The 20603-nt window shown below is 60.5% G+C and carries 24 protein-coding genes; 15 read left to right on the forward strand and 9 right to left on the reverse strand.

The window, feature by feature from the left end; genetic code table 11:
* Window positions 1–196: 196 nt before the first annotated feature.
* On the reverse strand, window positions 197–658 hold the full coding sequence (gene cadR, locus ETC27_RS02270) for a Cd(II)/Pb(II)-responsive transcriptional regulator (RefSeq protein WP_136253343.1): 462 nt from the start codon (window positions 656–658) through the stop codon (window positions 197–199).
* 105 nt (window positions 659–763) lie between these two features.
* Between cadR and ETC27_RS02275 the strand changes: the two genes are divergently transcribed.
* From ETC27_RS02275 to ETC27_RS02290, 4 genes are all read left to right on the forward strand, one after another.
* Window positions 764–3061, forward strand: coding sequence for a heavy metal translocating P-type ATPase (locus tag ETC27_RS02275; RefSeq protein WP_136253344.1), 2298 nt, complete (start codon window positions 764–766; stop codon window positions 3059–3061).
* Window positions 3062–3279: 218 nt separating this feature from the next.
* Window positions 3280–4008, forward strand: a complete 729-nt coding sequence (locus ETC27_RS02280) for a YbaY family lipoprotein (protein WP_136253345.1) — start codon at window positions 3280–3282, stop codon at window positions 4006–4008.
* Window positions 4009–4336: 328 nt separating this feature from the next.
* Window positions 4337–4735 carry a gamma-glutamylcyclotransferase family protein gene (locus ETC27_RS02285; protein ID WP_136253346.1) on the forward strand — a complete coding sequence of 133 codons (399 nt, stop codon included), beginning with the start codon at window positions 4337–4339 and terminating at the stop codon, window positions 4733–4735.
* A gap of 64 nt (window positions 4736–4799) precedes the next feature.
* On the forward strand, window positions 4800–5606 hold the full coding sequence (locus ETC27_RS02290; RefSeq protein ID WP_136253347.1) for a TraX family protein: 807 nt from the start codon (window positions 4800–4802) through the stop codon (window positions 5604–5606).
* A gap of 62 nt (window positions 5607–5668) precedes the next feature.
* On the opposite strand, the gene ETC27_RS02295 is transcribed toward ETC27_RS02290, so the two are convergent.
* Complete coding sequence (locus ETC27_RS02295; RefSeq protein WP_136253348.1) at window positions 5669–6226, reverse strand: NUDIX hydrolase; 558 nt, start codon at window positions 6224–6226, stop codon at window positions 5669–5671.
* A gap of 84 nt (window positions 6227–6310) precedes the next feature.
* On the opposite strand from ETC27_RS02295, the gene ETC27_RS02300 reads away from it, so the two are divergent.
* A complete protein-coding gene (locus ETC27_RS02300) occupies window positions 6311–6991 on the forward strand; it encodes a CoA pyrophosphatase (protein ID WP_136253349.1) in 681 nt (226 codons plus the stop codon).
* Window positions 6988–7644: a 2OG-Fe(II) oxygenase gene (locus tag ETC27_RS02305; RefSeq protein ID WP_136253350.1), complete on the forward strand. Its 657-nt coding sequence runs from the start codon at window positions 6988–6990 to the stop codon at window positions 7642–7644. Before ETC27_RS02300 ends, ETC27_RS02305 begins: the two co-directional genes overlap by 4 nt.
* Window positions 7645–7678: 34 nt before the next feature.
* Here ETC27_RS02305 and ETC27_RS02310 read toward each other — a convergent pair whose 3' ends face one another.
* The 3 genes from ETC27_RS02310 to ETC27_RS02320 all read right to left on the reverse strand — a co-directional run bounded on the left by ETC27_RS02310 (window position 7679) and on the right by ETC27_RS02320 (window position 10418).
* Window positions 7679–8527, reverse strand: a complete 849-nt coding sequence (locus ETC27_RS02310; protein WP_136253351.1) for a MotB family protein — start codon at window positions 8525–8527, stop codon at window positions 7679–7681.
* On the reverse strand, window positions 8520–9317 hold the full coding sequence (locus ETC27_RS02315; protein ID WP_136253352.1) for a MotA/TolQ/ExbB proton channel family protein: 798 nt from the start codon (window positions 9315–9317) through the stop codon (window positions 8520–8522). The genes ETC27_RS02310 and ETC27_RS02315 overlap by 8 nt, the downstream gene beginning before the upstream one ends.
* Before the next feature lie 156 nt (window positions 9318–9473).
* Window positions 9474–10418: a LysR family transcriptional regulator gene (locus tag ETC27_RS02320; RefSeq protein ID WP_136253353.1), complete on the reverse strand. Its 945-nt coding sequence runs from the start codon at window positions 10416–10418 to the stop codon at window positions 9474–9476.
* A gap of 202 nt (window positions 10419–10620) precedes the next feature.
* Here ETC27_RS02320 and ETC27_RS02325 point away from each other — a divergent pair, with 202 nt between their 5' ends.
* On the forward strand, window positions 10621–11619 hold the full coding sequence (locus ETC27_RS02325; RefSeq protein WP_136253354.1) for an NADP-dependent oxidoreductase: 999 nt from the start codon (window positions 10621–10623) through the stop codon (window positions 11617–11619).
* A 105-nt stretch (window positions 11620–11724) separates the two neighbouring features.
* Here ETC27_RS02325 and ETC27_RS02330 read toward each other — a convergent pair whose 3' ends face one another.
* Both ETC27_RS02330 and ETC27_RS02335 read right to left on the reverse strand, forming a co-directional pair.
* A complete protein-coding gene (locus ETC27_RS02330) occupies window positions 11725–12066 on the reverse strand; it encodes a zinc ribbon domain-containing protein YjdM (protein WP_136253355.1) in 342 nt (113 codons plus the stop codon).
* A 486-nt stretch (window positions 12067–12552) separates the two neighbouring features.
* A complete protein-coding gene (locus ETC27_RS02335; RefSeq protein ID WP_136253356.1) occupies window positions 12553–13467 on the reverse strand; it encodes a LysR family transcriptional regulator in 915 nt (304 codons plus the stop codon).
* An 87-nt stretch (window positions 13468–13554) separates the two neighbouring features.
* On the opposite strand from ETC27_RS02335, the gene ETC27_RS02340 reads away from it, so the two are divergent.
* The 4 genes from ETC27_RS02340 to ETC27_RS02355 all read left to right on the forward strand — a co-directional run bounded on the left by ETC27_RS02340 (window position 13555) and on the right by ETC27_RS02355 (window position 16461).
* Window positions 13555–13986: a DMT family transporter gene (locus tag ETC27_RS02340; protein ID WP_136253357.1), complete on the forward strand. Its 432-nt coding sequence runs from the start codon at window positions 13555–13557 to the stop codon at window positions 13984–13986.
* Between the two features lie 10 nt (window positions 13987–13996).
* Window positions 13997–14467 carry a DMT family transporter gene (locus tag ETC27_RS02345; RefSeq protein WP_205742665.1) on the forward strand — a complete coding sequence of 157 codons (471 nt, stop codon included), beginning with the start codon at window positions 13997–13999 and terminating at the stop codon, window positions 14465–14467.
* A gap of 151 nt (window positions 14468–14618) precedes the next feature.
* Window positions 14619–15182: a type 1 glutamine amidotransferase domain-containing protein gene (locus ETC27_RS02350; protein WP_136253358.1), complete on the forward strand. Its 564-nt coding sequence runs from the start codon at window positions 14619–14621 to the stop codon at window positions 15180–15182.
* Between the two features lie 193 nt (window positions 15183–15375).
* Window positions 15376–16461 (forward strand): App1 family protein phosphatidate phosphatase, encoded by a 1086-nt coding sequence (locus ETC27_RS02355; protein ID WP_306462153.1) that lies wholly within the window; start codon window positions 15376–15378, stop codon window positions 16459–16461.
* 66 nt (window positions 16462–16527) lie between these two features.
* Here the strand turns inward: ETC27_RS02355 and ETC27_RS02360 are convergent, their stop codons facing one another.
* Window positions 16528–16941, reverse strand: a complete 414-nt coding sequence (locus ETC27_RS02360) for a hypothetical protein (RefSeq protein ID WP_136253359.1) — start codon at window positions 16939–16941, stop codon at window positions 16528–16530.
* Window positions 16942–17153: 212 nt separating this feature from the next.
* A complete protein-coding gene (locus ETC27_RS02365) occupies window positions 17154–17495 on the reverse strand; it encodes a TraR/DksA family transcriptional regulator (protein WP_136253360.1) in 342 nt (113 codons plus the stop codon).
* 226 nt (window positions 17496–17721) lie between these two features.
* Here ETC27_RS02365 and ETC27_RS02370 point away from each other — a divergent pair, with 226 nt between their 5' ends.
* From ETC27_RS02370 to ETC27_RS02385, 4 genes are all read left to right on the forward strand, one after another.
* On the forward strand, window positions 17722–18057 hold the full coding sequence (locus tag ETC27_RS02370) for a hypothetical protein (RefSeq protein WP_136253361.1): 336 nt from the start codon (window positions 17722–17724) through the stop codon (window positions 18055–18057).
* Between the two features lie 71 nt (window positions 18058–18128).
* Window positions 18129–18599: a copper chaperone PCu(A)C gene (locus ETC27_RS02375; RefSeq protein ID WP_136253362.1), complete on the forward strand. Its 471-nt coding sequence runs from the start codon at window positions 18129–18131 to the stop codon at window positions 18597–18599.
* A gap of 18 nt (window positions 18600–18617) precedes the next feature.
* Complete coding sequence (locus tag ETC27_RS02380) at window positions 18618–19199, forward strand: SCO family protein (protein ID WP_306462154.1); 582 nt, start codon at window positions 18618–18620, stop codon at window positions 19197–19199.
* A 266-nt stretch (window positions 19200–19465) separates the two neighbouring features.
* Window positions 19466–20347, forward strand: a complete 882-nt coding sequence (locus ETC27_RS02385) for a DMT family transporter (protein ID WP_136253363.1) — start codon at window positions 19466–19468, stop codon at window positions 20345–20347.
* The last annotated feature ends 256 nt before the right edge of the window (window positions 20348–20603 follow it).

Genomic DNA, 20603 nt, shown 5'->3' on the forward strand with positions numbered 1-20603 from the left:
GACAAAATGTGCACTTTTGTCTCACGGTGATGTCTATTTCTATCCCCTTGCCATACTTCCGAGCGACTTTACCGGACGTCGCCATCAGGCGTGAATCGCCACGACTAACCAAACGCCACCGACCCTGACACTGTCGGGGTCGGTGGCGTTTAAAGCGACGTGACTGCTGCAATGACAACGTCAAAGTCGAACAACGTCAAAGTCGAGGATGCGTCCCGGGCACATGGTTGCTCTTCTCCCCCGCACCCCGCCCGGCCTCTTCCTCCAGGGGTCGAGCAAGCTCCCTGAGAATGCCGCACTCACTGGCGGGTCGTTGGCCCTGACAACGCGCCCGCAAGTCCACAAGCGAGCGCTCGAGGCTCTGAAGTTGTGCAATGCGCTCCGCCACGTGAGCGAGGTGCGCATCGATCAGGTCGTCGACGTCCTGACAGGGCCGCTCGGGGTGGTCGTGGTAATTCAGCAGTGCGCGTATCTCGTCCTGGGTCATGTCCAACACGCGACAATGGCGAATGAAGGCCAACCGTTCGGCGTGGGCTTCGCCGTAGAGCCTGTAGTTTCCGGCGCTTCGCGCCGGCGCCGGCAGTAGTCCTTCGCGCTCGTAATAGCGGATGGTGACGACGCGGCAGCCGCTGCGCTTCGCCAGTTCGCCGATTTTCATGGCCGCGTTCTCCCTGTGTCTTGAGTGAAGGGTCTGTCTAAAGGGTTGACCCTATACTGACTATAGGGCTTGTCATGACTCAAGCCATTACTCAAGGAGTTCACGATGTCCGGTGATCACGTCAACGAGCGGGGTCAACACCATGAACCTGTTCGTGCTGCTGGCGGCTGCTGCGGTGCCCAGTCGTCGCAGCACCAACGCGAGACAAAAGCCCAAAGTGCACCGCCCGGCAGCATGACGCTGCGCCTGCGTATTCAGGAAATGGACTGCCCCACCGAGGAAGCCCTGCTGCGCAAGGCGTTGGCCGACGCGCCCGGGGTCGCCGCCCTGGAATTCGACCTGATGGGCCGGGTACTGAGCATTCATCATCATGATGCAGACCCCGACGATCTGGCGACACGCGTGCGTGATCTGGGCATGACACCCAAGGCTCTCGATGGCGAGGGAGTCGACAACGACAGTGAAGATGATCCAGCCACCACTGCCGAGTCCTTTACCCAGCGCTGGGGCAAGCTGCTGACTGCCGCCGCCCTGGCGCTTGCGGCTGAGCTAACCGGTTGGGCCGATATAACCGCCGCGACTTGGCTTTCTCCGCTGCTGGCACTGGCCGCGATCGGGCTGGTCGGCCTTCCCACCTGGCGCAAGGGCTGGGTCGCGCTGCGCCACCGCAGCCTCAACATCAATGCCCTGATGAGCGTGGCGGTAACCGGCGCCCTGCTGATCGGTCACTGGTCCGAGGCGGCCATGGTGATGGTGCTTTTCACCCTGGCCGAACGCATCGAGGCCCGCTCGCTGGATCGCGCACGGCGAGCCATCCGCGAACTGCTGGATACCGCGCCCGATAACGCCCGGCGTCAGGCCCCAAATGGCGACTGGGAGACGGTATCCGCCGCGGCAGTTGCCGTGGGTGATGTGGTGCGCGTCCTGCCCGGTGAGCGCCTGCCCCTGGACGGTGCCATCCTTCGCGGCCAACCGACACTGGATGAGTCACCGATTACCGGCGAGAGCTTGCCCCGTGACAAGAGCCCGGGTGAAGCGGTCTTCGCCGGCACCATCAATTGCCATGGCGACTTCGACTACCGCACCACCCGACCCGCCGATGACACCACCCTGGCCCGCATCATTCACGCCGTGGAAGAAGCCCAGGCCAGTCGTGCGCCCACTCAACGCTTCATTGATCGTTTCGCCGCTATCTACACCCCCGCCGTCCTGGCGCTCGCCTTGCTCACCGCCCTGGCCTGGCCACTCCTTGGGGGCTTCACCTCAGTCCAGGGCGCCTGGCTCGACGGCATCTACCGGGCCCTGGTGCTGCTGGTGATTGCCTGCCCCTGTGCGCTGGTGATTTCCACGCCCGTGACCATCGTCAGTGGACTGTCCGCCGCTGCCCGCCAGGGCATCCTGATCAAGGGCGGGCGCTTTCTCGAGCAGGGCCGCCGGCTCTCTTGGTTGGCACTCGACAAGACCGGCACCATCACCCAAGGTCGCCCTCGCCTGACGACCTGGTCCGCCTTGAAGGAAGACCTTAGTGACAACCCCGATGATACAGACCGCGCACGACTGGCCTGTCAGGCGGCAAGCCTCTCCGCACGCTCGACGCACCCTGTTGCCCGTGCCATCCATGATGAACTCGCAGACGACGCCGGGGAGGAAGATATCGAGGCCTTCCGCGAACGGCCGGGATTGGGGGTGGAAGGCGAGCAACAAGGTACGTCGCTGTGGCTAGGCAACCGGCGGCTATTGCATCGCCATGGCCTTGAAAGCGACGCCCTCGAAGAACGCCTAGCAGCGCTTGAGCGTCAGGGTGCCAGCGTGGTGATGCTCGGTGACGCGACCCGCGTGCTGGCACTTTTCGTGGTTCAGGACCCTGTGAGACCGACCAGTTTCAAGGCCATCCAGACGCTGAACCGACTCGGGGTTCGCACCTTGATGCTGTCCGGTGACAATCAACAAGCGGTCGCCGCCATCGCCGCCGAGGCCGGCATCGACGAAGCCCGGGGCGAATTGCTGCCCGAGGACAAGCTGGCCGCCATCGAGGCCTGCACGACCAGCGGCGTGACCGGCATGGTCGGTGACGGCATCAACGATGCCCCGGCACTGGCGCGCGCGGACATCGGCTTCGCCATGGGGGCCGCGGGCAGCGACGTGGCCATCGAGACCGCCGATGTGGCGCTGATGGATGACGATCTGGGCAAGCTGCCTATCTTCCTGCGCCTGTCACGCGCGACCCGGGCCGTGCTGGTTCAGAACATCGCTATCGCCCTCGGCCTCAAGGCGGTCTTCATGGTGCTGGCTTTTACCGGTCAGGCGACGCTGTGGATGGCGGTGTTCGCCGACATGGGCGCCAGCCTGCTGGTGGTCGCCAATGGCCTGCGCCTGCTGCGTGCAGGGCATCGCTCAGACTGACGAGTCCAAGACGGGCAACCACCGAAGATTCGGCACAGCATCCCACACAATGGCAGTGGGTTACTTGAACTCCAACGACAAACGACGGTAGAAGCGTCGCTGACAAACGACACCGGTTTTCACCCTTCCTGCGCATTGCCTTGCTAGGGTCATGGACAAGCGGTCGGCGGTAATACGACCGACACTTCCACAAGGAAACGTGCCGAAGGAGAACGACCATGAAACTGAAACGTCATCTTTTCATTGCGGCAGCCCTCACGGGCACTCTGGTCCTCGCCGGCTGCGACAGCGGGGACGACACCGAGCAGGCCGCCCAGAACGAAACGTCAAGCCAGACCGAACAGGCCGCCCAGGACGGAGCGTCCAGCCAGACCGAACAGGCCACCCAAGACGGAGCATCAAGCCAGACCAAGCAGCAGGCCAGCCGGACCCTGCAGGGCAAGCTGGAATTCTCAGCTACCGAGACCCCATTACCGGAAGAGGCCGAGGTGACGGTGAGCCTGAAGGACGTCGCCGAGGCGGATGACCCCGCCGTGATTACTGAGACCACAGTGATTCCCAAGGACGGTGAACCCGTCGAGTTTGCCCTCGACTACGACGCCACAGCCGCAACCACAACCGCAAGCCGCGCCTACATCCTGCAGGCGACCCTGTACGATGGCGATGGCAACCTACGCTGGAGCACCAAGCAACGCCACACCGTCGAGGTTGGTCCCGACGCTGAGCAGGAGCCCATCACCCTGGTTCTGGAACCGGTGACCAGCGGCCCCTCCGGCGACGAGAGCCTGCAGGAGGCCCAACAAGAGATGCTTGAGCCCGAGGAGGACGCCAAGGCCGAGACGACACCAAGCGAGGCCTCGAATGCCAGCCTAGAGGAAATCGACGAGAAGGCCACCGAGATGCAGGAGCCCACCACGAGCGAAGCCGACACGACCACCGCTCAGTAAGCCACCCCTTCAACCAGGCCCCCCGAATTCCCCGGGCGGGCCTTTACATGAATGCCCGAGTAGATGCTCAGGCGATGTGTGCCGGTCAACAGCGCGACCCTTGGGCAATCCATGCAGATAGCTCATGATGCGCGAGGCTGACTTTGGGCTCTATATCGAGGCCTGCCATGGAGGATTGGTCGGTGCACCAAATTGACTGTCGTTTAGAGGCTACAGTTGGGGGCAGGCAGATGACAGGCGTAGTATTTGACGGATGCCGTATTGAGCAGGCATTGAGCAGCCATAGAACCGCCTGGTGTACGCCCGCCGCGCGCAAGGAGGAGCCACCATGTCCCACCTGATGTTCGTCTACGGCACTCTGAAATTAGGGTTCGTGAACCACGCAGATCATCTGAACAATGCCGAGTTCGTCGACCACGGCACGACCTGTGATGCCTACCCGTTGGTACTGCATGGCGACGACTTCAGGCCGGTACTGGTCGAAGCCAAAGGCCAGGGTTACCTCGTCGCGGGTGAACTCTACCGGGTCGATAGCCAAACCCTCGATGCCCTCGATAGCCTCGAGCGCGTCAATGAACACGACGGCTATCGTCGCCGACGCTTGACGATCAGCGACGACGAGGGTCAGCAGCACAGCGCATGGGTCTACATGAAACCCAGCGCCTGGGTCGATGACGTACGCAGCGAGATGATGGAAGTCTTCAATGATGAGCGTCATCGTGCCTGAGCGTCCGAGTCGACTTGCAGGTGAGCAGCGCACTGCCCGACGCCAGCCTTCCGAAAAGGCGAAGATGTCTTATTGGACCGGCTGGGGCCAGTGGCTAGCACTGATTACCATGACCGTGGACCACATCACGCGCTACCTGCTACCCGATAGCTGGGATGCCGGCTGGGCCAGCTCGTCAATCGGTCGCATCGCCTTCCCGCTGTTCTCGGCCATGGTCGCCTGGCATGGCCTCTTCAATACGCGCAACCCGCTGCGTTATGCGAAGCGCATCCTGGTCATCGGGCTGGTCGCCCAACTGCCCTACATGACCATGCCGCGTGATGGCTTCCAGTTGAATATCTGCTTCACTCTGGCCGCTGGGCTTGCCGCCGGCATCCTGCTTCGCAACATGCTGTATCAAGAGCAGCCATTTCGAGGCTTGGCTTTCCTGCACTCGAATAGCCATGATGGCCCATCCAGTCAGCGTCAACCGGTATCGGTGAACACAGGGCTTGCGATCGCAAACCTGGTCATGATGAGTCTGGCATGGTGGGTGCTTGGCGACTGGGTCGAATACGGCCATCTCGGCCTTGCGATGATTCCGCTTTACATGCTGGCTTTCTCACAGCTTGGCGGCTCATCAGCGGGCCGCTTAACAAGCCTTGCAGGCGCGGCGGCAACGCTTCCGCTGCTTCTCAATGCCGGCCTGATGAACAGTTCCGTGATGGCCAAATCCTTCACCGTTGCGACCAGCCTTACCATGGTGCTACTGGCTGCCGGGGCATGGCGCTGGGTATCACGAGTGCGATATCCGATGCCGCGGCGGCTGTGGCTCGCCTGGTACCCCGCACACTTCGCGGTAATCGCGCTGCTACTGCACTGGCCAGGCTAGGAGGAATCTTTCCGGCGGGTACATCAAGTGAGGAGAGGCTCGGCGCCAGGCGCCGGGCCTCCTCAAGCACTCCCGAAGTAGCGCTCACGGTCTTCGGGAGTGATGTCGCTAATATGCAGCGGGTAGTGCGCGTTCTCCCTGTCGAGGAAGAAGTGCTGAAGGGTGCGTTCAATGGTCGGGAAGGCCAGCTCGTCCCAGGGCACTTCATGCTCATCGAAAAGCGCCACCTCAAGGCTTTCGGGGCCGGCCTCGAAGCTGCCTTTCAGATCGGCGCGAAAGATCATGAAAACCTGATCGATGTGCGGCAGATTGATCATCGTATAGAGGTCATGAATATCGACATCGGCACAGGCTTCCTCGCGAGTTTCCCTGGCCGCGGCCTCGACAGTGGTTTCGGCGTTTTCCATGAAGCCTGCCGGCAGCGTCCAGTAACCCTTGCGTGGGGCGATAGCACGACGACACAGGAGCACCTTGTTGCCGCTGATGGCTAGCGTACCGGCGACAATGCGCGGATTCTGGTAGTGGATGGTGCCGCAGTCATCGCATAAGAAACGCGGGCGATCATCACCTTCGGGAATGGCAAAACGGACATTTTGCCCGCACTGGCTGCAGAAATTCATGACGGTCCTCACGCGGCCTGTGGGATGCCCACTTGACGCTTTGACGGGGGCTGGTTACAAGGAAGGAAACCCTGTGGAAGACCCATGTTAGAGAAACTTCGCGATCGCCTGCAAGCACATGTCCCGCAACGTTTGGCGCTCAAGCTGCCGCGTGCCGCCGTGTTGCTGCCGATCGTGGACCGCCCAGAACCAACGCTGCTGTTCACCCGCCGCGCTGATCATCTCAAACAGCATGGCGGCCAGGTAGCCTTTCCTGGTGGCAAATGGGAACACGGCGATGACGATCTGTTGGCCACCGCTCTACGCGAGGCCGAGGAAGAAATCGCCCTGCCCCCTGAGCACGTCCAACTGCTGGGGCGACTCAGCGACGTCATCTCCCTGCACGGCCTTCGTGTGACTCCCTATGTGGGGATGATTCCCGCCGACCTGCCTCTCATCCCCGAACTCGGCGAGTTGGATGCCATCTTCGAGGTACCACTGTCCCATTTTCTCGACGACAGGCGCACCCATACCGACGTCATCAGGGTCGAGGGCCGCGACTACTATGTACCGAGTTATCGGGTACCCCATCAGCGGATGCCGGGCTCATCCGCCGCTCGCAGGGCGGCGGATGAGCCTCAGGACGATGACCACGTGATCTGGGGCCTGTCGGCGATGATGCTGGTAGAGCTGCTGGCGGAGGGCTTCGCGATGCCCATCAACCTGTTCGAGCGACCGCCGGGCGAGCTATGCTACCGGCCCGAACGTCATCTGAGTACGCCATGATGTCTGATACTCCCCTGCTCGACACGACCGCCCTGACAGGCCTTGTGGATCACCTGGTCGAGCATGGTTGGTGCGTGGCAGAGGGCCTCATCGACCCCGCCCTATGCCTGGCTCTACAACGCGAACTCAATGATCTCGCCGAGCGAGACGCGCTGACCGCTGCCGGCATTGGCCGCGGCGAGGCCCACGAATTGCGGCGAGATATTCGCGGCGATGCTATCCACTGGCTGAACCGAGAGAGCCTGCCCCAGCGCCAGTACCTGGCTGCCATGGGAACCCTGCAGCATGCGCTGAACATCGAGCTCTACCTGGGGCTCTTCGAATTCGAAGCGCATTTCGCCCAGTACCCACCGGGCAGCTTCTATCAGAAGCACGTCGACAGCTTTCGCGGTCGCGCCAACCGGGTGATCTCGACGGTGCTCTACTTGAACAGTGACTGGCCAGACGACGGCGGCGGTGAAATGGCCATCTTCGATCCGGCAACACCCGAGCGCGAACTGACGCGTATCCGTCCCGAAGCCGGCACCTTCGTTTGCTTTCTATCCGACACGGTGCCCCACGAGGTATTGCCGACCCGGTTACCCAGAGCCAGCATCGCCGGATGGTTTCGCCGTAACGCCTCCCTCAACGGCCTCGTCGACCCAGCGCGCTGAAGCTCTCTCATCTACTAGATATGTCATGCTTGAGTCAGACGTCGCCAGACAGGCTATCAAGCCCTGTCTCGCGGTGTATTTTCGAAGGCTCGCTAAGATCGATGGTGATCTCAACTCGGCGATTGCGTGCGTAGGCATCGGGCGTCTCTCGGGTATCCAATGGCCGAGTCGCGGCGAAGCCTCGCACCATCAGGCGATCAGGCTCCAACGACGAGCTCTCGAGCAAGGCGCCGGCCACTGATGAAGCACGCGCCGCGGAAAGCCCCCAGTTACTGTCGTAACGGCTTCCGCTAACCGGCACGCTATCGGTATGCCCATCTACAGACACGATGCCAGGAAGACCAACGAAGACGGTAGCCATCTCAGCAAGCAACTCACGGAAGGGGGGCAACACCCTCGCCGACCCCGAGGCGAAGGTGCCCTTCTCATCGATGCGAATGACGATTCGCTGGCGCTCGGTCTGAACCAGCATGCGCTCTTGTGTTTCCGAGCCTTCCAGCAGAGCCTGGACTTTTTCTGCTACCTGCCTGACCTGGTTGACCTGATCCGAATCGACTCCCTCGCGCGACTGGCCCGCCACCAGGTGGCGTTCTTGCACCGTGGTACTTTGCTGAATCTTGTCAGTGGGTGTCGGGGTGGGGCGGCCTGGCGAGAAGTTCTGTAAGACTGGGCTCGTACCCATGGGTATCTGGCTTGCTGGTATGTCGCGCTGCACCCCGAACGCCTGAGCGAGCTCGCCCGCTAAACGCTCAAAGCGCTGGGCATCGATTTCTGCAAATGAAAGCAGCAGCACGAAGAAGCACATCAGTAGCGACATCAGGTCGGCGAAGGTCACCACCCATCCTGGCACAGAGGCTTTCTTTCGCTTGGGGATCTCATCCATTCTCGGCCGCCTCAGCGCCTTCGACATCCGCTTCGCCGTTATCGCCCTTGCGCCGCGCTGGCGGCAGATAGAGGCGCAGCATCTGTTCCACTATGCGAGGGTTGCGCTCGTGCTTTATCGCCAGCAACGCATCTGTCCACAGGGACTGCATACGCGCTTCCTGGGTCATGCGTAGGGCTAATTTATCTGAGATGGGGCTAGCGACCATCGTTGCCAGCATGGCGCCGTAAAGGGTGGTAAGGAGCGCGATGGCCATGGCGGGGCCGATGGAGCTCGGGTCATTCATGTTCGTCAGCATCTGAACCAGGCCAATAAGAGTACCGATCATACCCATTGCCGGAGCGACGTCTGCTAACGCCGAAAACACATTCGTCCCCGACTCGTTATGATCCAGGGTCAGCAATCTTTCTTTCTTCAAGATCACTTGAATCGTCTCGTCATCGTATCCGTCCGCCAGCATCTGCAGGCCCTGCTTCAAGAAAGGGCTACTGACTTCCTGGTCTTCTAGCGCCAGCAAGCCCTTTTGCCGGGCCAGCTTGGATAATTCGACCAGCTCGTCGATGCTCTGCTCAGTAGTGGGCAGCTTGAATTTAAAGGCACGTCCAGCCGCCTGAAAGGCGTCCTTGAACTCCGAGAGACTGAACTTGGCCAACACCACACACAGGCTGCCCCCAAACACGATCAACAGCGACAGCGGACTGAAAAAAATCGACGCTGTCCCTCCTAGCAAGACCGCCAAGCCGACCATCAGGGCGGCCCCTAACAGGCCAATCAAGGTTGCAATATCCACTGTGACTCCTTGTCATTATTTAGTGCTATTGATCTAGTTACTCTGAGAGTAAGCGCAGTTGTAACGGTGGTACAAGGCGCAATTTACCAACGTTTCCCGTAGGGGCGGGCATCCGGAGAAGAAGGAAAGCGAAGACACGATTTCTGATAGGTGCCCTCAAGGATCGAGACGCTCGCTAAGCATTCGATGGCGCGACGCCAGGCCGTGGTAGAGCCGTTCGCGCAGCCAGGCATGCCCGGCATCGGCATGGTGACGCTCATGCCAGACCAACCAGTAGGAAAACGCCGGCACCTCAACGGGCAGCGAGCGCACCGAAAGCGCCCAGTGATCCATCACGCTGGCCGCCAGGCAACCCGGCACGCACAGCAGCATATCGCTGTGCTGGGTGGTGGAAAAACTCGCCAGGAAGTGCGGCTGGCGCAGGCTTACCCGACGCGACAAGCCGTCACGCTCCAGCGCCAGGTCCACCGCACCGCGGTCATCGCCGCCCATGCTGACCAACTGATGATCCGCCGCCAGAAAATCGTCCAGGCCAAGCGTCGTCTTTTCGGCTAGAGGATGCCCCTTTCGCATGACGCAGACGAAACGATCCGCGCCGATCTCGCGGCCATGCACACTCGCCGGGACCCGCTCGCCGGGAACGCTGATCGCAAGCTCCGGGCCACCCTCGTCGAGTTGGCGTTCGATATTGCCGCGGTAACTCTCGATCTCCAGGCGCAGGTGCGGTGCTTCTTCCTTGAGCGTCTGCCATTGGGGTGCCAGGAAGGCGTGCATGCCATAGTCGGTACTGGCCAGGCTGAAACGTCGGCTAGTGCTGGCCGGGTCGAAGGTCGGCGGCGCCAGCAGCGCCCCCAGCTCCTGCAATAGCCTCGCCAACGGCGGGCCCAGCTCCTCGGCCCGGGCCGTGGGCCGCAAGCCGCGGTGGGTGCGCACAAACAGGGGATCATCGAAGGCCTGGCGCAACTTGGCCAGTGTCCGCGACACGGCCGGCTGGCTCAGGTTGAGCCGCTCGGCCGCTCTGGACACACTGCGCGAATCAAGCAGTGCATGCAGGGTGACCAGCGCATTGAGGTCGTGGCGGGCAAGGTCTGCGAGGTGCATGAGTATCCTCTATGGCTGGGGTCGACGCCCCGAGCTTCAAGGGCCAGTGTTATCACCTAAACACATATCACAATTAAGCTACATGCATTGGATTGATATTTAAGGATTGCTCTAGGATGGAGGCATCTACGGTCCGTGCTGGGCACAAGCGTTTACTTAAGGCTCATCACCTCTTAAGGACCATCTTAAAAGGAGATACCCGATGCAAAGTCGTTACTTCACCATCAATGACCACCCCCAAGGCACGCCAGCGCGGGAGCTTTTCGAACTGCACGAGACCGAGCTGCCGACACTGTCAGATGGCGAGGTTCGGGTGCGCAACCTCTGGCTCTCAGTCGACCCCTACATGCGCGGTCGCATGAGTGGCGTGACGACCTACATTGACCCCTTCGAGCTCAATGCGCCGCTTGAAGGTGCTGCAGTCGGTGAAATAATCGAATCTCATGATCCCGCCTTCCCGGTCGGCACCAAGGTGCGGCATATGGCCGGCTGGCGTGACATCGCCCAGCTCCCGGGCAACCAGCTTGAGCCGCTGCCCCATTTTGACGTACCCGACCAGGCCTATTTGGGCGTACTGGGCATGCCGGGCATGACCGCTTGGAGCGGGCTCAACCGTATCGCCGACATGCAGGAAGGTGACAACGTACTGGTCAGCGGTGGCGCCGGCGCGGTGGGCTCGCTCGCCGTTCAGCTTGCCAAGGCCAAGGGCGGCACCGTCGTTGGCATCGCCGGCTCTCAGGAAAAGCTCGACTGGCTGGAGTCCAAGGGTGTCAAAGCGGTCAGCTATAAGGGCAAGAACGCCGCCCAACTGACCGAGGCCTTGAATGAGGCCTGCCCGGAGGGCTTCGACGTCTACTACGAGAACGTCGGCGGCATATGCCTGGAAGCCGCACTGAACAACTTGAAAGTCGGCGCACGCATCGCTGTCTGCGGCATGATCGCGCGTTACAACGAGGATACCCCGAGCGCCGGGCCGAGCAATCTCGCCATGATCCTGATTCGCCGTGCGCGCATGGAGGGCTTCATCGTCTTCGATCACTGGGCGCACTATCCCGACTTTCTCGAGGAAGTCGGCCCGCAGATCGAGGGCGGCCAGGTCGACTACGAGGAGACCGTGGAGGAAGGCCTCGAGCGCACGCCAGACGCCTTCCTCAAGCTCTTCGAAGGCGCCAACCGCGGCAAGATGCTGGTCAAGCTGTAACCACCACGCTTAGGCAGCCCGGCATAAATGCAACCGGCCGGCCCCGAAAGGGCCGGCCGGTTCTTTCATAGGGGCGTTGGCACATGCCCCCTGCAGCGCCGGGGATCAGGCCTTCTTGACGAACTCGGACTTGAGCTTCATGGGGCCGATGCCATCGATCTTGCAGTCGATGTCGTGATCGCCGTCGATCAGACGGATGTTCTTGACCTTGGTGCCGACCTTGACCACAGAGGACGAGCCCTTGATCTTGAGATCCTTGATTACCGTGACGCTGTCGCCATCTTCCAGCAGATTGCCATTGGCATCACGATAGACCGGTGAGTCATCGCCGGCATCAGCCGAGACGTCCTGGGCCCACTCATGGCCGCAGCCAGGGCATACGAACATGGCGCCATCTTCGTAGGTGTAGTCGGCATCGCATGATGGGCAGTTGGGAAGATCACTCATGGCTCGGTCCTGGTCGTATGGGGCTGCAATACATATCGCTTAGAAAAGACGCATCACTAGGGTTTTATATATAAAACTTGGCCAATGGCGCTTGGTCAACAAGATGGGGCGCGCCTCAATCCAGCACCCTCTTCGCGATAGCGCCAAGAAGCCCGAAGGCCGGCAAGCCTACCCGTTTTGGCGCCGCCACTCTACCCAGGGCCACATCCACCGCCTGCGGCATGGCGCCGCGCCGGCCAAATGAACGCATGAATCCGGACCCACTCAGCAAGAGTCTGCCAAAAGAAAAACGACCATAATGACGCTGATGTACGGCCCGACCTCTCTCTATGCCCGCAACGTTCGCGTGCTGATCGCGTAATACCTGGATGAACTCGCCGGGACGCTGCGTGACCAGCTGGGCAGCTTCGCGCTGGCCTGGGCCACTCTCGCCGTCATGATGCTGATAATGATGCGGGTCTGCGTGCAATTCGACCCACGCGACAATCAATGGGTGATCCGCGACTGATCAAGGTGCTCAAGGAAGGCGCTGACCTTTGAGGATCGAAGCCGATTCTCCGGGTAAATAGCATGAATGCCCTGCAGGGTCGGCTCTCCGGCCGCTTCCCAGTCATCCAACACCGGCACCAGACGGCCGGCCTTAAGATACTGCTGCAGCAACCAGGTAGGAAACAGCACGATGCCTTGGCCCTGCAGCGCCGCCTCGACCAGGCTCTCGGCATTGTTGCTGCGAAGATTCCCACGGGCCTCGACGACCCGAAACGCCGTGTTGCTGGCGGCGCGGAAATACCAAGGCTGCACACCGCGGGTTCCCTTATAGATGAGACAGTTGTGCATGATGAGATCATCTGGGCTCTGCGGCTCGCCGTGCTCAGCCAGATAGTCGGGCGCGGCACAGGCCACAAAACGCTGGGTGGCGAGTTCACGGGCCACCAAGCTCGAATCTTCGAGCGCCCCAATGCGGATCACGACGTCCGCCCCTTCCTGCACCGGATCGACGAAGGCATCGGTCAATGTCAGCTCGATTTCGATGTCGGGATACAGCGCCTGGAAGCTCGCCAACAGCGGCGCCACATGGAGACGCCCGAAGGCCACCGGGGCGTTAACGCGTAAGAGCCCTTGCGGGTGGCTCGCGGCACCGCTGACCTGTTCGGACGCCATGTCCAGGCTCTCCAGCGCCTCGCGAACCTGCTGGAGATACCCCTCACCGACCTCGGTCAGCCGAACCGCTCGCGTATGCCGGTACAGCAGACGCTGACCGAGGGCCTTTTCGAGGCCGGCAATCCGCCGTGAGACCGACGATGCCGGTAGGCCGAAGTGGCGTGCCGCCTCGGCAAAGCTTCCCGAGGTGGCCACCCGGACGAAGAGCCGCAGCGCGATCAAGGTGACCGAGTTGCTCATATCGCAATAAACCTTTGCCATAAACCGCAATTGTACCCATTACAGCACAACAATACTGTGGCGGCTTTTCACATCAAAGGAAACACAATGCAGCAAATCGCCACGCTTCTCTTCGTGCTGTGCGCGGGTATGGGGCTATCGGTGGAGGCGGGTCTGCTTGGCCCCCTGGGCGAGCAGGTCGGACACTTATCAGCCACCCTATCGATCTTCCTGGTCGGCGGGCTGCTATTGACGCTCGCCATGATCTTCATCGGACGACCGCCGCTGACCACGCTGTTCCAGCAACCACGCTGGCTACTCACAGGCGGGCTTCTGGGCCCCATCTATGTAGTCGTGCTGACCCTGACCACGCCGATTGTCGGTGTCGGCATGACCATGGTCGGCATCCTGTGCGGGCAGATCGGCGCCAGCCTGATCATTGACCATTTTGGCCTGCTCGGCAGTGAACGCCGTGCCATCGATGGCTATCGCCTGCTGGCGTTGGTGCTGATTTTTCTCGCACTCTGGTTAATCTACTAAGGACGTCAGGATGATACTCACACTGGTATTCCCGCTGCTTTTGCTCGGCGGCGCCGTGCTGGCCGCCCAGTCCTCCATCAACGGTCGTCTGGGCGCCAAAGTCGGCGTATTGGCCAGCGCCTGGCTGACGTTCGTCATCGGCGCGGTCTTAACCTTCCTATTAGTGTTCTTCTTCGAGCCGGCACATTCAGCAACCCTGTTCAGTGTTCCCAAGTGGCAGCTTACCGGGGCGTTATTTGGTGTGGTGTACATGCTGGCCATCGTTTTCGCCGTACCGCGCGTGGGCACCGCTGCCGCTACCGTGGCGGTGATCTCCGGGCAGCTGATCATGAGCCTGCTGGTGGATCATTTCGGCTGGCTCGACAATGATCGCCTGCCGCTGGACCCGTCACGCATTGCCGCCATCGTCTTGCTTGCCGGGGCACTGTTCCTGATTTATCAGAGCAACGCCCGACGCGAGCGCCAGACTGCCAGCGCCTGATACGGGCCCAACGGCGCGGTGATCATGCTCACCAACCGGGACTCCCTTGAACTGGCGACGGGCCATCCCAAGATCATGTGTAGGCCAATACATGGGCCGGGGTGATTTAGCGGCCCGTCATTCATGGCAACATCACGACCTGGAGGTCACGATGGCTCACCAACTGAACGGAAAACGCGTCGCCATTCTCGCCACCAACGGTTTCGAGGAGTCAGAACTGTCTTCGCCGAGAGCGGCACTGCAACACCAAGGCGTGGAGGTGCATGTCATCACCCCTGACGGCAATGGCATTCGTGCCTGGGCCGAAACCGACTGGGGCGACACCTACGAAGCAGATAAACGCCTCGAGGACGTGCATCATGCGGACTACCACGGGCTGGTGCTGCCAGGTGGTCTGTTCAATCCAGACACCCTGCGCCTCAACGAACAGGCGCTCAGCTTCGTCAGAGCCTTTTTCGAGGCCGGCAAGCCAGTGGCCGCCATCTGCCATGCGCCCTGGATTCTGATCAATGCAGGCGTCGTCGAGGGTCGCCGGATGACATCCGTCCCCTCGGTGGCCCAAGACCTGAAGAATGCCGGCGCCCACTGGTCGGATGAACCGGTCGTGGTCGATAGCGGCCTGGTCACCAGCCGCACGCCGGTGGACCTCGATGCCTTCAACGGAAAGCTGCTGGAAGAACTGGCCGAAGGACGCCATCGCCAACAGCACGCCTGATTGATCTCGCACGCTGCATGCAGGTTCACGTCTGCCAGCCCATCGCCGCCCCGGCGATGGGCTTTTCGCTGTCCGACTTTTGCAGGATGGCCCTGCACTTCGCATAATGAACCAAGCGAACCAACCCACTCGCCAGTACCCCGTCAGTTCCCGCCACGATCGGGTGCTTATAAAACCACAAGTGAGGCACCTGTTGATCGCTAAATTGCTGCATTTCATGAAGAAACTGGTTCGCCTCTTCACTCGACCGATGAAAAGCGACAAGGGGCGAGGTGGCGTCATCGTGCAAACCTATCGCGGTTATGGCACGCACAAGGAAGCTTTCGTCATGGGCCGGGTCTTTCGCCAGCCAGGCGCTGGCATACGTTGGAAAGAAGGGGGTACCTCTCAAGATCTAATCGATGTCCTACGCCGCGTGATTCGGCATGGCGTTCGCGATGTCTGGGTGGTCATGCGCATGGGCGACGCTCAAACCACCGTCAAGACTGACCGCGACGGCTACTTCTTTGCCCATATCGACATCAACCATTCGTTGCCTACCGACAGGCTCTGGCACACGGCCTCGCTCGAGGTGACATCAGAAAAAGACGCCATCAGCACAGACACCCAGGTCTATATTCCCCCTGCCAATACTGACCTCATCGTGATCAGCGATATCGACGACACGGTGATGTACACAGGCGTTGCCAACAAGCTCAAGATGCTCTATCGACTGTTCATGGAAAAGGCGCATAGACGCACCGCCTTTCCCGGCGTCGCCGCCTTCTACCGGGCGTTGTATGGCGGCGTTGAGGGCAACCGCAAGCGCCCAATGCTCTATGTGTCGCGCGGTCCCTGGTGTATCTATGACATGCTCGACATGTTCTTCAACCTGAACCGGATACCGGCGGGCCCCATTCTCTTTCTGCGTGAATGGGGGATACGCCTGTCGCGGCCGTGGCCACGCAAGGCAGAGGATCATAAGGCGGATGTCATCCGCGATATGCTGGCGCTATACGTCGATCTGCCGTTCATTCTCATTGGGGACAGCGGACAGCACGACCCCGAGGTCTATACCCAGATCGTCAAGGAGAATCCCGAGCGAGTGTTGGCGATCTACATCCGCAAGGTGGATAACGACCCGGAACGCGACATCGCCATCGAAAAGTTGGCCAACGAGGTCAGCCATACCGGCTGCCGGCTGGTGCTTGCGAGCACCAGTCTAGACATGGCCGAGCATGCGAAGACGCACGGGTTTATCTCTGAAGAAGGGCTTGAGGCGGTGCGCGATGAACAATGACCTCGCCCCGCACATCGGACGAAAAGAGACCTAGCTGCTAGGCGGAGCGTACGAATCGTGCAGGTCTTAATCGAAGGCGGTACTCAGGTCCGGCTTCATGGTCGGGCAGAGACGAGCCAAGCCGCACGCCAGTGCAATACCCGCCAGAGTGAGCCCGATCGGCAGCCAGCTGAACATAACACCGGAAGACAGATACAGGGCCAGGAACACAACGGCCATTACCCCGCTACCGAGCATGCGCCCTGCCTTCACGCCGGTGATGACGATACTTGCCAGCACTCCCAGACAAGGGATCAGCACGCTAAACACGTGAATCATGACGCCCTGGCTGCTCTGGGCAACATAGGGCAACACCCAGCGCGCCACTCCTTCCCAGACCAGCAGATAAACGATCGCCGGCGCGGCGAAGCCACCGAGTAGGCGCAACATGGTGCGTGACGTTTCCTCGTCACCGGGCTTGGAAGGCTGGGGCATTGGCATGAGAAGAGTCCTGAAGGGAGTAAAATGACAGCGTGCCTGAAGAATTGGCCCAAAAGTGCCAACTGAAATGCTTATTTCAGGTGCCATCGAGGGCGCTATTGAATCATTGCCATCAGGTTATTGCACCGCCACAGGCGACACGACGCGTAGGCCAAAAAATGATGTCGCTGCGGAAAAGGGGCATGAAACGTGACAATAACCGCGCTTACGGCCTACTCGGCGCAATCAATACATTTTAGGGTGGCGTAATTCAGCGCCAGCCGCTTGGGTGAAATGAACTCGCCGCATTCGATGCATTCGCCGAAACACTCGTCGTCAATGCGTGTGAGCGCCAGATCGATGAAGCGCATCGTTGCCTCACGACGACGTTGAGCGGCCTGCGCCATCGCTTGTGTCTGCAGTGCATCCATACGCGTCAATCGCCCAGTGCTGGTCTGATCAAGCGTCACCGTATCACGACTATCTGCACTAGCCTCGCCCTCCTCTAGAAGCTTCCGGCGCTGTTCGAGCAGCGATTGGCGCACCTCGTCCATATTCAGTTGGGGATGGTTCATCGCTGCCTCCTGATGATGACTGAGGACACCACGCTAACGTTATCGAGGATAGCTGTCATGCTGGTGCGCTTCATGGAGCAGGTTGTTGATCAATACATTCGCCACCTGTCTGCTTGGCTAACCGTGGATGTTGAGTACCGGCCAAGCCAACGGCGCATCAGGTAGGACAATCCGCCGCATAGCGAACGCTTGCTCGGCATGCTGGGTTCTCCATAAGATGCTCTTCATGACTCTTTCCCGCCCGTTTTTACTCATGATCATCGTCCCTGTGATCGGCATTATTGCCCTCGCAGCCTTGATCTTTGGCGGCCAGGCCATATCCGACGATAGTGTGGACGGCGAAATCCAACAGGCGCTGGCCGCCTCTCTCGATACCTCCAGCGCGATCGAACTTCAGCATCTGCAGGAAGTGCAGTACGGTTATGGCATCTGCGGCGCCTTCAAGACTGCCGACAGCGACGGCTTTTCCTCTTTCTTCTATGACACCGCCCGTGGGCGCCTCACGCTGGACGTGAGCTCAAGCGAATACCGCTCGCACTGCGGCCTATCGGCTATATGCTGATCTCGATGTGTCGCGCTGGCCGGTATCGGCGCAAGCAGGGCAATCAAACCACCCAAGCGGAGAGCATCTTGATGGTCACTAAGCTCCTGAATAACGCAACACCAGCATCGAAAGGCACGTGGCTATTCGCCCTGCTGACCCTGCTGCTGTCCTGCGGTATGGCACAGGCTCAAGATCTCGTGCTCAAGGATGCCAAGCTCAGCCTGTTACCGGGAGATATGCCGGGCGCCGGCTACTTCAGCCTGCAAAACAGGAGTGCTGAACCCCTGACGCTGGTGGGCGCCGAAAGCGATGTCTTCAAGAATACCGAGATCCACATGAGCATGGAAAAAGACGGCATGGCCAGCATGCAGGCGGTGCCAGCACTCGATATTGCCGCCGGAGACACTCTCGAATTTGCGCCAAAAGGGTATCACCTCATGTTCATGAACCGGCTAACGCCCTTGGCCGTAGGCGATGACGTGGAGGTAATACTGCACTTTGCAGATGACCAACAGCTACCCGCGACCTTTGAGGTTGTGTCGCCCGCGACCCTACACTGATTGCCTACCAGGATGCCCATGATGCTCAAGTGGCTTTCTCCGATCCTCCTGTCAGTGCTGCTTACTGGTTGCGAAGACCCGAACTGGCACACTACGGATATCTCTGAGGTCATGCCCGACCTCGACTTGCGCCTGACGGACGAAAACGGCCAGCAGGTCGAAGAAGACGCCTACACCGGCAAGACCACCCTGCTGTATTTCGGCTATACCCACTGCCCGGATATCTGCCCTACTTCGCTTGCCAAACTGTCAGCCGCCATCAAGAAACTGGATGAACCGCAACGCGACGATCTGCAGGTGTTGTTCGTCTCCGTGGACCCGGAGCGCGATACCCCAGCGCGGCTACAGCAGTACACTGACGTTTTCGGGCCACAGTTCATCGGCCTTACCGGCGACAGTTCACAGCTCGATGCGCTGACCAACCGCTACAGGGTGAGCTACAGCTACGGCAAGAAAGGCCCGGACGGCCGCTATGAGGTCTCGCACTCCAGCGGTATTTTCGTCTTCGACGAGCAGGGGCAGGCACGTCTGCTCATGCGCGGCAGCGATCCGGTCACCTCTATCGTGAGTGATGTCGAGCGCCTGATGGCAAAAGGGTAAGTAACCAGGCGAGGCGCGCCAATGCCGACCATCGTGATGCCTGCCAACGCCTTGACGATTCTCTCTGGCGATGCCGGCCAAATGCCTGCTTGCCCTGCAAATTCAGCGTTTTCGAGCGTAAAACGTCCTATCGTCCGCTTGTCGATTGACGCCCATCAACCAGTAACACCCCATCATCGCCGGCATCGCTTTGGTCGAAGCGGCCTTCCGTTAGCCACCTATCGGTCGTAACCTGCAGCCTCACCCTGCCGACACAAGGATGTTGGATGTCTCCCGCCGATACGCTGCGTCTGGTTCTTCTCTCCTCCCTATGGGGCATGTCGTTCATCTTCATGCGCGTGGCGGTTCCCGAATTCGGACCAGTACCACTGATTCTGGTGCGTATGGGTGTGGGCGCTCTTCTGCTGGTCCCCCTATTGTTGGGAGCGGGGTATCTGCGCCTGGTATGGGAGAACAAGGGCCGCCTGCTGATGCTTGGCCTTGTGAACCATGTGCTGCCCTTCTGCCTGCTGGCACTGGCCACCACACGGCTTGAAGCTGGCTTCACCTCACTGATCAATGCGACAACCCCTATCTTCACCGCCCTGCTGGGCGCACTGTTCTTCACCACACCGGTGCAGCGCCAGCAGTACCTGGGCCTGGCACTGGCCTTCTTCGGCGTCTACGTGCTCTCGGCCAACCGCCTGGATTTCGCCCTGGGTGGCGATGGCTGGTTCATTCTCTCGGCGCTGGGCGCCACCTTCTGTTATGGGGTTGCCACCAACTACTCGAAGACCTACCTATCGCACCTCCCTGTGCGCGTACTGGCGGCCGGCAGTACCACCATGTCGGCATTAATGCTGCTGATTCCTGGGCTTCTACTCTGGCCGTCGGCACCGATCAGCGCCGTGGCCTGGGGTAACGGGCTCGCGCTTGCAGCGCTCAGTACCACGCTTGCCTTCCTTCTCTACTTCGGCCTGCTGTCAAGCGCCGGGGCCACCGCAACCTCGACGGTCACCTTCCTCGTGCCGGTGAGTGCGCTGCTATGGGGCTATTTGCTGCTGGATGAGGTGCTCAGCCTGCAGATAATCGCCGGCATGGCCATCACGCTAATCGGCACCGCCATCGCCACGCGCATGATCCGGCTGCCCAGCAAACGGTTAGCATAGGGGGGGATAGGGCTTGGCATTGGGGGCTTGGCATTGGGGGCTTGGCATTGGGGGCTGGCCAAGGCCAAACAAAGGTCATCGCTGGCAAGAGGTCCATCGCCCTAGCGGCCAGCGACCAGGACTTGAACCTCAGCGGTTTAGACCAGCAGTATAGTAGGCGAGCATTAGCGCCATATGCCTGCCCAGGGTGGGCTCATCAGTGAGTGAACAGAGTGAAACACGGCTCATCCCCCAGGAGCATCATGGCGTAGCGTTT

The sequence above is a fragment of the Onishia niordana genome (assembly GCF_004798965.1).
In the GTDB taxonomy this organism is placed as follows: domain Bacteria; phylum Pseudomonadota; class Gammaproteobacteria; order Pseudomonadales; family Halomonadaceae; genus Onishia; species Onishia niordana.